At 70.3% G+C, this 14,265-nt stretch carries 9 protein-coding genes and 1 pseudogene; 9 read left to right on the plus strand and 1 reads right to left on the minus strand.

Annotation, left to right across the window (positions count from 1 at the left end; translation table 11 throughout):
• Positions 1 to 127: 127 nt before the first annotated feature.
• From SACTE_RS24785 to SACTE_RS24820, 8 genes and pseudogenes are all read left to right on the plus strand, one after another.
• Entirely contained in the window at positions 128 to 2,287 is a 2,160-nt protein-coding gene (locus SACTE_RS24785; RefSeq protein ID WP_019993288.1) for a DEAD/DEAH box helicase, read from the plus strand.
• 51 nt (positions 2,288 to 2,338) lie between these two features.
• Positions 2,339 to 2,767 (plus strand): annotated as a pseudogene (locus SACTE_RS24790) (TetR-like C-terminal domain-containing protein); the annotation flags it as partial.
• 374 nt (positions 2,768 to 3,141) lie between these two features.
• On the plus strand, positions 3,142 to 4,515 hold the full coding sequence (locus SACTE_RS24795; protein ID WP_014048761.1) for a DUF4192 domain-containing protein: 1,374 nt from the start codon (positions 3,142 to 3,144) through the stop codon (positions 4,513 to 4,515).
• A gap of 190 nt (positions 4,516 to 4,705) precedes the next feature.
• Positions 4,706 to 5,470 (plus strand): NUDIX domain-containing protein, encoded by a 765-nt coding sequence (locus SACTE_RS24800; protein WP_014048762.1) that lies wholly within the window; start codon positions 4,706 to 4,708, stop codon positions 5,468 to 5,470.
• 169 nt (positions 5,471 to 5,639) lie between these two features.
• A complete protein-coding gene (locus SACTE_RS24805) occupies positions 5,640 to 7,388 on the plus strand; it encodes an ABC transporter ATP-binding protein (RefSeq protein WP_014048763.1) in 1,749 nt (582 codons plus the stop codon).
• Positions 7,389 to 7,569: 181 nt separating this feature from the next.
• Positions 7,570 to 8,436 carry a FadR/GntR family transcriptional regulator gene (locus tag SACTE_RS24810; protein ID WP_019993289.1) on the plus strand — a complete coding sequence of 289 codons (867 nt, stop codon included), beginning with the start codon at positions 7,570 to 7,572 and terminating at the stop codon, positions 8,434 to 8,436.
• A 324-nt stretch (positions 8,437 to 8,760) separates the two neighbouring features.
• On the plus strand, positions 8,761 to 10,308 hold the full coding sequence (locus tag SACTE_RS24815) for an RNA polymerase sigma factor (protein WP_014048765.1): 1,548 nt from the start codon (positions 8,761 to 8,763) through the stop codon (positions 10,306 to 10,308).
• Positions 10,309 to 10,444: 136 nt separating this feature from the next.
• The gene (locus tag SACTE_RS24820) at positions 10,445 to 11,275 is read left to right on the plus strand and encodes a serine protease (RefSeq protein ID WP_014048766.1); all 831 of its coding nucleotides are present in this window, start codon (positions 10,445 to 10,447) and stop codon (positions 11,273 to 11,275) included.
• Between the two features lie 102 nt (positions 11,276 to 11,377).
• Here SACTE_RS24820 and SACTE_RS24825 read toward each other — a convergent pair whose 3' ends face one another.
• Positions 11,378 to 11,608, minus strand: coding sequence for a hypothetical protein (locus SACTE_RS24825; protein WP_014048767.1), 231 nt, complete (start codon positions 11,606 to 11,608; stop codon positions 11,378 to 11,380).
• A 433-nt stretch (positions 11,609 to 12,041) separates the two neighbouring features.
• On the opposite strand from SACTE_RS24825, the gene SACTE_RS24830 reads away from it, so the two are divergent.
• Positions 12,042 to 14,168, plus strand: coding sequence for a DNA topoisomerase IV subunit B (locus tag SACTE_RS24830; protein ID WP_014048768.1), 2,127 nt, complete (start codon positions 12,042 to 12,044; stop codon positions 14,166 to 14,168).
• Positions 14,169 to 14,265 lie beyond the last annotated feature (97 nt).

Consider the following 14,265-nt stretch of genomic DNA (forward strand, 5'->3'; position numbering starts at 1 on the left):
CGGTGAGGTTGCCCCGGCTGTCGGACCGGTCGTCCCTGGACCGGCGCGTGGCCGGAGGCTGCCGTTGAGTCGGTTGTCACGCGGGGTGAAGTCGTCGATTGTCGGTGCCATCGGGTTGCATGGGGGCATGGACAACCTGGAGCTCCGAACCGAAGCCGACGCCATCCTCGCCGAGCTCGTCGGTGACCCGGGAGGAAAGGCTCGGCTGCGCGAGGACCAGTGGCAGGCGGTGGCCGCCCTGGTGCAGGAGCGCCGGCGCGCTTTGGTGGTGCAGCGCACCGGCTGGGGGAAGTCGGCGGTGTACTTCGTCGCCACCGCTCTGCTGCGCCGGAGGGGTGCGGGCCCGACGGTGATCATCTCGCCGCTGCTGGCGCTGATGCGCAACCAGGTCGAGTCGGCGGCGCGGGCCGGTATCCAGGCGCGCACCATCAACTCGGCCAACCCGGAGGAGTGGGACACCATCTACGGGGAGGTCGAGCGCGGCGAGACCGACGTGCTCCTCGTCAGTCCCGAACGCCTCAACTCCGTCGATTTCCGTGACCAGGTACTGCCCAAGCTCGCGGCGACGACGGGTCTGCTGGTGGTGGACGAGGCGCACTGCATTTCCGACTGGGGACATGACTTCCGCCCCGACTACCGGCGGCTGCGCGCGATGCTGGCCGAGCTTCCCGCCGGTGTGCCGGTGCTGGCCACGACGGCGACCGCCAACGCCCGGGTCACCGCGGACGTGGCCGAGCAGCTGGGTACGGGCGCCGGGGAGGCACTGGTGCTGCGCGGGCCGCTGGAGAGGGAGAGCCTGCGCCTGGGTGTGGTGCGACTGCCGGACGCCGCGCACCGCCTGGCCTGGCTCGCCGAACACCTCGACGAGCTGCCGGGATCGGGCATCGTGTACACCCTCACCGTCGCAGCGGCCGAGGAGGCCACCGCCTTCCTGCGGCAGCGGGGCTTCCGGGTGGCCTCGTACACCGGGAAGACGGAGAACGCCGACCGGTTGCAGGCCGAGGTCGACCTGCGGGAGAACCGGGTCAAGGCCCTGGTGGCGACATCGGCGCTGGGCATGGGATACGACAAGCCGGACCTGGGATTCGTGGTGCACCTGGGCTCGCCGTCCTCGCCGATCGCCTACTACCAGCAGGTGGGGCGTGCGGGGCGCGGTGTGGCCCATGCCGATGTACTCCTGCTGCCCGGCAAGGAGGACGAGGCCATCTGGCGCTACTTCGCCGATACCGCGTTCCCGCCCGAGGCACAGGTCAGGCAGACGCTCGCGGCGCTGGCCGAGGCGGGACGCCCGCTGTCGGTTCCGGCCCTGGAGGCGGCGGTGGATCTTCGGCGCAGCCGGCTGGAGTCGATGCTGAAGGTGCTCGACGTCGATGGCGCCGTCAGGCGGGTGAAGGGCGGTTGGGCGGCCACGGGAGCCGAGTGGATCTACGAGGGCGAGCGCTACGCGTGGGTGGCCCGGCAGCGGGCCGCCGAACAGCAGGCCATGCGCGACTACGCGAGCACGACCGGGTGCCGGATGGAATTCCTGCGCCGCCAGCTGGACGACGAGGGCGCGGCCCCGTGCGGCCGTTGCGACAACTGCGCGGGGCCGTGGGCGGATCCCTCCGTCTCGGCGGAGACGCTGACGGGCGCGACGAAGGAGCTGGACCGCCCCGGGGTGGAGGTCGAGCCGCGCCGCATGTGGCCTACTGGCATGCCCGCCCTGGGCATCGACCTCAAGGGGCGTATTCCGGTCAAGGAGCAGTGCTCCACCGGACGTGCGCTGGGACGGCTCTCGGACATCGGCTGGGGCAACCGGCTGCGCCCGCTGCTGGCCGACAACGCACCGGACGGGCCGGTCCCCGACGACGTCCTGGACGCCGCCGTGGCGGTCCTCGCCGACTGGGCGCGCTCCGCGGGCGGTTGGGCGTCCGGAGCCGCGGACGCCTCGGCCCGGCCGGTAGGGGTCGTCGCCGTACCGTCCCTGACCCGACCGCATCTTGTCGGGACCCTCGCTCAGGGAATCGCTTCCGTCGGTCGGCTTCCTTACCTGGGCGCCCTGACGTACACCGGCCCTGACGGCGCGCACGCGGCACGCCGCAGCAACTCCGCCCAGCGCCTCAAGGCGCTGTCCGGCGCCTTCGCTGTCCCCGAGGAGCTGTCCGGAGCCCTGGCCCGTACTCCCGGACCGGTGCTGCTCGTGGACGACCTCACCGACTCCGGCTGGACCCTCGCCGTCGCTGCCCGTCTGCTCCGGCAGGCAGGCGCAGAGCAGGTTCTTCCGCTGGTCCTCGCCGCGGCGGGCTGAGGCGTATCCGGCAGACGCCGGCCGGGCTGGCGCCTGGCCTGCTGGGCCCACGCCGGTGTGACACCGTCCACGATCTATCGCCGCTGGGGCGACCTCCAGGAACTCCTGTCCGACGTCGCGGTCGAACGGCTGCGCCCGGAGACGGATCCCGCCGACCTCGGCAGCCTGCGGGCCGACCTCGACACGTGGGCGGAGCAGTTCCTCGACGAGATGTCCTCTCCGCCCGGACACGCGTACATCAGGGACGCACTCCTCGGTGATCCGGACGGCACCAACGCCAGGCAGTGCTCCGCCTACGCCGCGGAACAGATCGATGCCGTACTGAACCGCGCGGTGCGGCGTGGAGAGGCGGTGCCCGACACGGAGAGGGTGATCGACCGGGTCGTGGCGCCGATGGTGTACGGCATCCTCTTCCGCCCCGGGCGACTGGACGCCGAGTACGCACGCGAACTCGTGGCGAACGCCCTCGCCCGGACCTGACGGACGCGCGAGCCCTGTTCGGACGAGGGCCAGGGCCACGTCGACGGGTGCCCGCTCCACTGCCTCGGCGCGCCACGTCTCAGGCCGGTCGACAGGGAGCAGCCGTCCTGTCCGGCGACGCCGCCCGGCTTCCCGCGGAGGGCGTGATCGCCGTAATAAGCGCTCCAGCAGGCCTCGGAGCGGGGCCGATGACGCCCTTCGCCGGCCTGCGAAACGGACTTCGACGGGCCGCCACCTGTGCTCGGTACGCTCTGTTTCGGTCATGCCCCCATGCAACCCGTTGTCGGCGGTGAACCGCCAGCGACCGCCTCTGCCTGTGGATAACGTTATCCACAGGGGTCGCGGAAATCGGCGGCTCGCGGGACGGTCATCCCATGAACAAGCATCCTGAATCCGCCGAACCGACCGACGAGCACCAAATCACCCTGCGAGGTCCCGCCGAACTGGCCGACGCCCTCCCGTACCTGATGGGTTTTCACCCGAACGACAGCGTGGTCATGGTGGCTCTGCACGGCGGCCGGGGCCGCTTCGGCGGGCGGCTGAGGGTGGGCATCCCCCCGGTGCCGGCCGAGTGGGCACCGGTCGCGGATCAGCTCGCCCAATGCCTCATCTCGGGCAGCGAGCGGCGCGACTCGCGCCCCGACGCGATCATCGCTTTCCTCTGTCAGGATCCCGCCGAGGGCGAGAGCCCCAGTCAGGTCATGGAACGCCTGCGGCCGTTCGCACAGAGCCTGCGCACGGCCTGCGGAGCACGTGACGTGCCCGTGCTCGAAGCGCTCTGCATCTCCGACGGCCGCTACTGGTCCTACTGCTGCCCCGACGAGCGCTGCTGCCCCGCCGAGGGGAATCCGCTGGCGCTGCCCGGCACCACCGTCATGGCCGCAGCGGCCGCCTACGCGGGCATTCAGGTGCGCGGGTCACTGCGCGACATGGAGGCGCGCCTCGAGCCCTTGGGCACCCCTGCGGCACAGGAGCAGGAGCGGGCACTCGACTCGGCGGGGGCCAGACTGGTCTCCCAGATCCTCGACGTCCAAGGCCGGCGCCACGTGGCCGAGGAGACCCTCGCGCTGGCACGCAAGCTCATCGAACGCCTCGCGCAGGCACCGGCGGCCCGGCCGGGGGAGTCGGACGCCGGGGACGACCGGCTCATCGAGGCGGACGAGGCCGCCGCGGTCATCCTCGGCCTCCAGGACCGGGAGACCAGGGACAGGGCGGCCGAATGGATGGAGGGGAGCGAAGCGGTGGGCGCCCTGCGACTCTGGCGCGCACTCGCCCGCCGATGTGTCGGCCCGTACGTGGAGCACTCCGCCGCACCGCTCGCCCTGGCGGGCTGGGTCTCCTGGTCCACCGGTGACGAGCCCGGCGCCCGGGTCGCGCTGGGTCTGGCGCTCCGGGCGGACCCCGACTACACCTTCGCGCAGCTGCTGCACCAGGCGTGCAACGAAGGGCTGGATGCCGAGACACTGCGCCGCTGCTTGCGTGGTGAGCGCGGTCTGCGGGCCGCTCGCGGTGACAGTGCTCTCGAGGGACCCGTCGGCTCTGGGCAGCCCGCTCGACCTCCACTTCCCCGCCGACGAACGGCACGCGTTCCGGCCGCGCGGGAGAAGAGGGTGGCCCGGGAGACGGCCCCGGCGTCCGTCCCGGCCGCGTCCGGCCCGGGCACCTCCCACCCGCGGTCGCCCGCGACCCGGAGGCGGACCCGTGGATATCGGGTGCAGAGCCGACGGCCCATGCGGAACGGCCGCTGAGGACAGGGGAGGGCCGCCCGGGCAGGTGAAGCGGAGGTGACGGGCACGGCGTGGCGAGCGGAGGCGAGAGGCGAAGCGGGGCGGCCGGGCGAAAGCGGGGGAGCGACAGCCAGGTCGGGCGGGTGGCACGCGGCGAGGCAGAGATCGCGAAGGGAGTGTTTATCGTCAGGAAGACGACTATGATTTCGGCATGCCGCCCTACGACCCGTCGACCTTCCCGCCCTTCGCCGTCACCGTCGACCTGGTTGTGCTCACGGTGCGTCGTCACGCGCTCTGCGCACTGGTCGTACGCCGCGGTGAGTCGCCCTTCCAAGGGAGATGGGCACTGCCGGGTGGATTCGTCAGAACCGACGAGGACCTCGGAGCGGCCGCCGCGAGGGAACTCGCCGAGGAGACCGGGCTCTGCGCGCACGATCCGGCTGCCCCCGCCGTGGGAAACGGGGCTCACCTCGAGCAGTTGGCCACATACGGCGACCCCGGGCGCGACCCCAGGATGCGGGTTGTCAGTGTCGCGCACCTCGCGCTGGCCCCCGATCTGCCCGCACCCCGCGCCGGTGGCGACGCGAACAGTGCGCGCTGGGCGCCCGTCGGGGATCTTCTCGGCCCGGAAGGCGGCATCGGCCGGGACGGCGAAGCGCCGGCCCCGCTGGCGTTCGACCATGCCCGCATTCTCGACGACGGAGTGGAACGCGCCCGCTCGAAGATCGAATACTCCTCGCTGGCCACGGCGTTCTGCCCGCCCGAGTTCACCGTCGGCGAGCTGCGACGGGTCTACGAGGCGGTGTGGGGTGTCGTCCTGGACCCGCGGAACTTCCACCGCAAGGTCACCGGCACGCCGGGCTTCCTGGTGCCGTCCGGCGGGACCACCACACGGCAGGGCGGTCGTCCGGCGCAGTTGTTCAGGGCGGGCTCCGCCACCGTACTCAACCCTCCGATGCTGCGCCCTGAAGTCTGATTGTCCGACTTTCAGTGCGGGCCCTGGCTGAATGGCCGTACCGCGTACGGCGATCAGGCAACGGAACGCCCGTAGAAGCAAAGCTGCAACAAAAGTCCGAAATGTCGCGTTATCTTGCAGAGGTACCCCGCCCTGCCGCCGAGCGGTCTCACCCTCCGCGAGAGAAGCGATGCTCCAGGCCATCGGACTCACCAGCGCCCCCGGCCGCGACCGGCCCCCCGTCGTGGACGACTTGACCTTCGAAGCCCCTCCCGGCCGCGTCACCGTGCTCCTCGGCGCGCCCGGTTCCGGCAAGACCACCGCTCTCCGGCTGATGCTCGAGCTCGAATCCGGGCGCGGCGTCACCTACTTCCGGGGGCGGCCCCTGCACCGCATCGGCCATCCCGCTCGCGAAGTCGGCGTGCTGCTCGGAGACGTGCCGGGCCACCCGGCGCGTACCGTCCGCGGCCAGCTCCGCATGCTCTGCGCGGCCGCCGGGGTTCCCGCCGTACGCGCCGACGAACTCCTCGAGGTCGTCGGGCTGGCCGGACTCGGTGACCAGCGCATCGGAACCCTCTCGGCCGGCATGGACCGACGGCTCGGGCTCGCGTCAGCCCTCCTGGGCGATCCGCACACTCTTCTGCTCGACGAACCCGCCAAGGGGCTCTCCCCCAGGGAGAGGAGCTGGATGCACGGGCTGCTGCGTGCCCACGCGGCCGAGGGTGGCACCGTCCTGCACACCACCAGCGACCCCAAGGAGGCCGCCGTCACGGCCGACCGGGTGGTCACCATCGACGGCGGACGCCTGGTCGCCGATCAGGCGGTTGCCGACTTCTCCCGGACCCGGCTGCGTCCTCGTGTCGCTGTGCGCACACCGCACGCCGCCCGGCTGGCCGCCGTGGTCAGCCGGGAAGCGCGGGCCGCCCGTCGGCCCGTGGAAGTGGTCGCCGAGGACGGTAGTCGTCTGTCGGTCTACGGCAGCAGCTGCGCGGAGATCGGGGACGCCGCATACCGGCACGGCGTCCCCGTGCACCAACTCGCGGACGAGATCGGAGACGCGGGGCCCGTAGCCGTCCCCGCCGCGCGCATCCCGGGCAGAGCTGCACCGAGGCCGGCGTCGGCCGTGGCGATCTCGAAGCTCCCGCCCCCGATCACCGTGCGCCCCGCCCGTGGCCCGCTGCGTCCGCTCCGTTACGAACTGCGCCGCCTCTTCGGCGTCCGGACAACCACCCTCGTCATCGCCACCGTTCTGCTGCTCTCGGGCGGTATCTCCGTCCTGCTGGCCCGTTCCGGGCGGGCGTCGCTGCCCGACCTCCTGGTCGCGTGGCCGGATCTGCTGCCCCTGCCGCCCGCCGCGTTCGGGGCCGGCCTGATCGGCGCACTCTCCTTCGGCGACGAGTACCGGTACCCGGCGCTCGCCGCCGGGCGGGGGACCGTCCCCCGACGTCTCGGGCTGCTGCTGGCGAAACTGACCGTCTCCAGCGGTGTCGCCCTGTTGCTGGCACTGCTCTCGGTGCTCGCCGACGCCGAGGCGCTGCGCCTCGTATACGGAAAGGGCGTCGTCGGAGTTCCGGACAACGCGCTTCCCCTGGCGATGAGTTGGATCGGCCTCTCGGTGGGCTGCGCCTGGGCGGGGCTGCTCGCCGCAGGAGTCTTCCGCATGGCGGCGGCCGGCGTCGCCGCCGTCCTCGCCGTACCCGTCCTCATGGTTCCGCTGGTGCAGAAACTGCTCGCCGGGCCGTCCGCGCGTTCGATCGTCGGGCTTCCGGCCAGGCTGCGTGAACTCACCTGGCTGCAGTGGCCGTACGAGGTGGACCGGTGGGCCATGGCGGCGGTGCGCGTCGTGGCGCAGCCGGTGGGGGTGGCGCTCTCCCTGTCGTTGTCGGTCCTGATCTGTGCGTACGTGTTCACCGGCCTTCGAGGGAGAGCCCGTTGGTGACCGCATCGATCCGACAGAGTGATGATCGGATCGCAACTCCCTGGATGATGCGCGATTTATCCCGATAACGCGTCAATTGCGGGGCGAGTGCCGATCACCCTTTCGTGTGCTTTTCAGCAAAGACCTCAAGGGGCGGGTGAGCCACGCCGACAAAGGATGCGTGAGTACCCTTGCGCACACCATGATGACCGCCGCCCGCTCCGCCGATTCCGGCCTCGCCGGACCGGGCGAAATCGACCGCTACCCGTACACGGAGTCGCCGGCCGGCGAGCACGCCGCCCTGCGCTCCTGGGGCGGTACCGATTCCGAGCTGGGGCGGGCCGGCCGACGCGGCGCAGCCGGCCGCGGCCGTGGACTCCACGGGCAACTCGTCCAGCAACTGGGCCAGATGATTGTTTCCGGGGATCTCGGTGCCGACCGGCCGCTCGTCCCGGAGGAGATCGGCCAGCGCTTCGAGGTCTCCCGCACCGTGGTCAGGGAGTCCCTCCGGGTACTCGAGGCCAAGGGCCTGGTCAGCGCCCGCCCCAATGTCGGTACCCGGGTCCGTCCGGTCAGTGACTGGAATCTTCTGGACCCCGACATCATCGAATGGAGGGCCTTCGGACCTCAGCGCGACGATCAGCGCCGTGAGCTGACCGAGCTGCGGTGGACGATCGAACCGCTCGCCGCGCGGCTCGCGGCCGGTCACGGGCGTGAGGACATCCAGCAGCGCCTCGGGGACATGATCGAGATCATGGGGCACGCGATGGGGCAGGGAGACGCGATCACGTTCTCCCGCGCCGACGGGGAGTTCCACGCCCTGCTGATCCAGGCCGCCGGCAACCGCATGCTGGAGCACCTCTCCGGGATCGTGTCCGCCGCCCTCCATGTCTCCGGGGGGCCCGTCACGGGCTGCGACCGGCCCGGCGAGGCGTCGCTCGGGCACCACGCGCGCATCGTCGAGGCGCTCGCCTCGGGTGACGCCACCGGCGCCGAGACCGCCATGCGGCAGCTGCTCATGGTCCATCTGGACGTGGAGCGAGTCGTCCCGGCGCCCCGCGAGCACTGAGCACAGTACGGCCGGGGGTGCGCGGACCGTGTGCCGCCGGGCCAGCGGGCCCGGCGGCACAATTGTGCGGATAGATGACACCTGGTTGAGTTTGTCGCGTATGGGGTGTGACTCGGGCCACGCGAATTGGCCGTAACACTCCTGGAAACAGTGCGATGACTTAAGAGGTGACCGCCGCGGAAGGAATACAGCAGCCACGTAGTGCGCTGTGCAGTTCTGAGGCCAAGCCCGCGCCGTCGGCGACATCCCCAGCCGCCGGTCGTCGGTCCTAGCTCTCTCCAGAGCCGGGCCGGAAGCCGTTTCCATCGTTCCGAGAGGTTGTTCGTGTCGGCCAGCACATCCCGTACGCTCCCGCCGGAGATCGCCGAGTCCGAGTCTGTGATGGCGCTCATCGAGCGGGGAAAGGCTGATGGGCAGATCGCCGGCGATGACGTGCGTCGGGCCTTCGAGGCTGACCAGATTCCGCCAACCCAGTGGAAGAACGTTCTGCGCAGCCTCAACCAGATCCTCGAGGAAGAGGGTGTGACGCTGATGGTCAGTGCCGCGGAGTCGCCGAAGCGCGCCCGCAAGAGCGTCGCAGCGAAGAGCCCGGTCAAGCGCACCGCCACCAAGACCGTCGCGGCCAAGACGACCGTGACCCGGACCGTCGCGGCCACGGCCGCCCCGGCGGCCGAGGGCACGGGCACGGCGGCCGACGACGCCGCCGCGGCCGCTCCCGCGAAGAAGGCCGCGGCCAAGAAGACGGTCGCCAAGAAGACCGCCGCGAAGAAGACGGCGGCCAAGAAGACGGCCACCAAGAAGTCCGGCAAGCAGGACGACGAGCTCCTCGACGGTGACGAGGCCGTCGAGGACGTCAAGGCCGGCAAGGGTGAGGAAGAGGAGGGCGAGGGCGAGAACAAGGGCTTCGTCCTCTCCGACGACGACGAGGACGACGCGCCCGCGCAGCAGGTCGCCGTCGCCGGCGCCACGGCCGACCCGGTCAAGGATTACCTGAAGCAGATCGGCAAGGTCCCGCTCCTCAACGCCGAGCAGGAGGTCGAGCTCGCCAAGCGCATCGAGGCCGGCCTCTTCGCCGAGGACAAGCTCGCCAACTCCGACAAGCTCGCGCCGAAGCTCAAGCGCGAGCTGGAGATCATCGCCGAGGACGGCCGTCGGGCCAAGAACCACCTGCTGGAGGCCAACCTCCGGCTCGTGGTCTCGCTGGCCAAGCGCTACACCGGCCGCGGCATGCTCTTCCTGGACCTGATCCAGGAAGGCAACCTCGGCCTGATCCGCGCGGTCGAGAAGTTCGACTACACCAAGGGCTACAAGTTCTCCACGTACGCCACCTGGTGGATCCGTCAGGCGATCACCCGCGCCATGGCCGACCAGGCCCGCACCATCCGTATCCCGGTGCACATGGTCGAGGTCATCAACAAGCTCGCCCGGGTGCAGCGCCAGATGCTCCAGGACCTGGGCCGTGAGCCCACCCCGGAGGAGCTCGCCAAGGAGCTCGACATGACCCCCGAGAAGGTCATCGAGGTCCAGAAGTACGGCCGTGAGCCGATCTCGCTGCACACGCCGCTCGGTGAGGACGGCGACAGCGAGTTCGGAGACCTGATCGAGGACTCCGAGGCGGTCGTTCCGGCCGACGCAGTGAGTTTCACCCTTCTCCAGGAGCAGCTGCACTCCGTCCTCGACACGCTCTCCGAGCGCGAGGCGGGTGTGGTCTCGATGCGCTTCGGCCTCACCGACGGCCAGCCGAAGACGCTGGACGAGATCGGCAAGGTCTACGGCGTGACGCGAGAGCGCATCCGTCAGATCGAGTCGAAGACGATGTCGAAGCTGCGCCACCCGTCGCGGTCCCAGGTCCTGCGCGACTACCTGGACTAGATCGCGTCGCGAACACAAGCCCGAGGGCCCGGAACCTGGTCGGTTCCGGGCCCTCGGGCTGTGCGGTGCGGGTGCGGAGGCCACGCGGGCGAATGACGCTGAGTAGGCATCGTTCACCTCGGAGTCAGGAGCTCCCATGCCCCGTGTCGTGGTCCGCACCCTCCCCTTGGCCTTCGCGCTGGCCGCCGTGGCGGCGGTGATACCCGTCGGCCTGTCCGCCCCCGCGGCCGCGGACAGCATCGTCGTGGGCGGCAGCCCCGCCGCCGTCGCAGACAGCCCGTGGGCCGTGGCCCTGTCGAGCCGTGACCGGTTCGGGGGAACGCGCGCCGGACAGTTCTGCGGCGCGGTGGCGATCGCGCCCACCAAGGCGCTCACGGCCGCGCACTGCCTGCGGCCGGACGTCCTCGGCGGCGACGTCTCCGAGGTGCCCGACCTGAAGGTGATCGCCGGACGCGACGAACTGAGTGGTCCGGGTGGTCAGGAGATCCCGGTCCGCTCCACCTGGTCCAACCCCGACTACGACTCCCGTACCAACGCGGGCGACCTGGCGGTGCTCACCCTGGAGCGGGCGCTGCCCGAGGGCAGCGTCATCCCGATGGCCACGGCGGGGGACGAGGCGTACACGCCTGGTAACGGGGCCACGGTGTACGGGTGGGGGGACACCACGGGTTACGGCGCCTACGCGTCCGCCCTGCGCGCCACGCAGGTGCGGGTACTGCCGGACACCACGTGCGCCCGCGCCTACCCAGGGGGCACGTACGGCACGTACGACGCCTCGTCGATGCTCTGCGCCGGTGACACGGCCGGAGGGCGGGACGCCTGCCAGGGCGACAGCGGAGGCCCTCTGGTGGCCCGTGGGCGGCTCATCGGCCTGGTGTCCTGGGGCAGCGGCTGCGGCAGCCCTGGGAACCCTGGGGTCTATACGCGGATCTCCGCCGCCGTCGGGTGGATGGCCGACCGGACCTGACCGGTCGGCGCGGACATATGAGAACGGGCGGCTCTCCCTACCGGGAAGGCCGCCCGTCGGCCGGTCATGGACCGGGCCCGTGCTCGTCGTGGATGCGAGGTGTCAGTGTTCCTCGTCGGCAGCACTTGCCTGCGCGGCGGTGAGCCGATCCGTCTCATCCTGTATTTCCGCGGCGATCTTCTTGAGTTCCGGCTCGAACTTGCGTCCGTGGTGGGCGCAGAAGAGCAGTTCACCGCCACTGATCAGCACGACGCGCAGATAGGCCTGGGCGCCGCAACGGTCACAGCGGTCTGCTGCGGTCAGCGGGCTCGCGGGGGTCAGAACAGTAGTCACGTCGCCTCTTCTCTAGCTCGACGAGCTGTCGTACCAGGGTCAACATCCAACCAGGCCGAAAACGTTCCCGCTCGTGGCATTTCTTCGAAACTTCTTCTCGGGATGGCTGTCTGTTGCCGGTTGGCGGCGAATGTGCCGTATTGCGTAGCGCTACGGTTTCGCGTTGCTTGGGTGGGCCGGTCCGCCGGCTGGCTTGCCGGTTGTTCATGAGGACGTGCCCGGAGCCTAAATGGTTCATGCCTCGAAGGGAACGTGATGTGCACGTCACTCCAACGAATGATCGAACGTGTATGCGAGGCTGCACTAGCATAAGGATTCCCACCGGGTGGCGTCACAACCGCTCTACCAGGCCTCTGTAGGCTCTCAGCGGCTACCGAGGCCGAGCCCGACCCCCATGGGCACCCCAGATGAAATTCAGCGAGGAGCGAACCGCGTGACCGCCGATTCCGTGCCGTCCACTGCGCTGCTGACCGGAGCAGGCGGCGCAGACAGGGAGAGCTCCAACTACACAGCGCGGCACCTCCTCGTCCTCGAGGGGCTCGAGGCGGTCCGCAAGCGCCCCGGTATGTACATCGGCTCCACGGACAGCCGCGGGCTGATGCACTGCCTCTGGGAGATCATCGACAACTCCGTCGACGAGGCGCTCGGGGGCTACTGCGACGCGATCGAGGTCATCCTGCACGACGACGCCTCCGTCGAGGTCCGCGACAACGGCCGGGGCATCCCCGTCGACGTCGAGCCCAAGACGGGCCTCTCCGGCGTCGAGGTCGTCATGACCAAGCTGCACGCCGGCGGAAAGTTCGGCGGCGGCTCGTACGCCGCGTCGGGCGGCCTGCACGGTGTCGGTGCCTCGGTCGTGAACGCGCTCTCCGCCCGGCTCGACGTCGAGGTCGACCGCAACAGCACGACCCACTCGATCAGTTTCCGCCGCGGTGTCCCGGGCATGTTCACGGAGCAGGGGCCCGACAGCCCCTTCGACCCCGCCAACGGCCTGCGCAAGGGGAAGAGGATCCCCAAGACGCGCACGGGTACCCGGGTGCGGTACTGGGCGGACCGCCAGATCTTCCTCAAGGACGCCAAGCTCGACCTGGAGACGCTGTACCAGCGGGCCCGCCAGACCGCGTTCCTCGTCCCCGGCCTCACGATCGTCGTGCGCGACGAGCGCGGCATCAACGGCGAGGGCAAGACGGAGGAGACGTTCCGCTTCGACGGCGGAATCAGCGAGTTCTGCGAGTACCTGGCGCAGGACAAGGCCGTCTGCGACGTCCAGCGCCTGACCGGCACCGGCACGTTCAAGGAGACCGTGCCGGTCCTGGACGACCGCGGCCACATGACGGCGACCGAGGTCACCCGCGAGCTGGGCGTGGACATCGCCCTCCGCTGGGGCACCGGGTACGACACCACCGTCAGGTCCTTCGTCAACATCATCGCCACCCCCAAGGGCGGCACCCACGTCTCAGGCTTCGAGCGGTCGCTCACGAAGACGGTCAACGAGGCACTGCGCTCCACCAAGCTGCTGCGCGTCGCCGAGGACGACGTCGTCAAGGACGACGCCCTCGAAGGCCTGACCGCCGTGGTGACCGTACGGCTGGCGGAGCCGCAGTTCGAGGGGCAGACCAAGGAGGTGCTGGGCACCTCGGCGGCCAACAGGATCGTGGCCAACGTGGTGGCCAAGGAGCTCAAGGCATTCCTCACCTCCACCAAGCGGGACGCCAAGGCCCAGGCCAGGGCGGTGCTGGACAAGGCGGTGGCCGCGGCCCGCACCCGCATCGCGGCCCGCCAGCACAAGGACGCACAGCGCCGCAAGACCGCGCTGGAGTCCTCGTCCCTGCCGGCGAAGCTCGCCGACTGCCGCAGCGACGACGTGGAGCGCAGCGAACTCTTCATCGTGGAGGGCGACTCGGCCCTCGGTACGGCGAAGCTGGCCCGGAACAGCGAGTTCCAGGCGCTGCTCCCCATCCGGGGGAAGATTCTCAACGTCCAGAAGTCGTCCGTCTCGGACATGCTCAAGAACGCCGAGTGCGGCGCGATCATCCAGGTCATAGGAGCGGGGTCAGGCCGCACCTTCGACATCGACGCCGCCCGTTACGGCAAGGTCATCATGATGACGGACGCCGACGTCGACGGATCCCACATCCGCACCCTGCTGCTCACGCTCTTCCAGCGCTACATGCGGCCGATGGTGGAGGCGGGACGGGTCTTCGCCGCGGTGCCCCCGCTGCACCGGATCGAGCTGGTCCAGCCCAAGAAGGGGCAGGACAAGTACATCTACACCTACTCGGACAACGAGCTGCGGCAGACCCTGCTGGAGCTCCAGCGGAAGAACGTCCGGGTCAAGGACTCGATCCAGCGCTACAAGGGCCTCGGTGAAATGGACGCGGACCAGCTCGCGGAGACGACGATGGACCCGCGTCACCGCACGCTGCGGCGGATCAACATCGGCGACCTGGAATCGTCCGAGCAGGTCTTCGACCTGCTCATGGGCAACGAGGTGGCGCCCCGCAAGGAGTTCATCACCAGCTCGGCGGCGACGCTGGACCGCTCGCGTATCGACGTCTGACCCGAACCGCTGACCGGCCCCGTCCCAGCCCCCTCCACCCACGGGTGGAGGGGGCTTCTCCACCCGCGATCAACCCGTGAGCCGATCCCCTGACCAC

Origin of the sequence: Streptomyces sp. SirexAA-E (assembly GCF_000177195.2) — a bacterium.
Lineage (GTDB): Bacteria > Actinomycetota > Actinomycetes > Streptomycetales > Streptomycetaceae > Streptomyces > Streptomyces flavovirens.

What these genes read in the sequence shown, in the direction of transcription:
- SACTE_RS24785 (WP_019993288.1), top strand. Translation starts at nt 128, where the DNA reads ATGGACAACCTGGAGCTCCGAACCGAAGCCGACGCCATCCTCGCCGAG.
- SACTE_RS24795 (WP_014048761.1), top strand. Translation starts at nt 3,142, where the DNA reads ATGAACAAGCATCCTGAATCCGCCGAACCGACCGACGAGCACCAAATC.
- SACTE_RS24800 (WP_014048762.1), top strand. Translation starts at nt 4,706, where the DNA reads ATGCCGCCCTACGACCCGTCGACCTTCCCGCCCTTCGCCGTCACCGTC.
- SACTE_RS24805 (WP_014048763.1), top strand. Translation starts at nt 5,640, where the DNA reads ATGCTCCAGGCCATCGGACTCACCAGCGCCCCCGGCCGCGACCGGCCC.
- SACTE_RS24810 (WP_019993289.1), top strand. Translation starts at nt 7,570, where the DNA reads ATGATGACCGCCGCCCGCTCCGCCGATTCCGGCCTCGCCGGACCGGGC.
- SACTE_RS24820 (WP_014048766.1), top strand. Translation starts at nt 10,445, where the DNA reads ATGCCCCGTGTCGTGGTCCGCACCCTCCCCTTGGCCTTCGCGCTGGCC.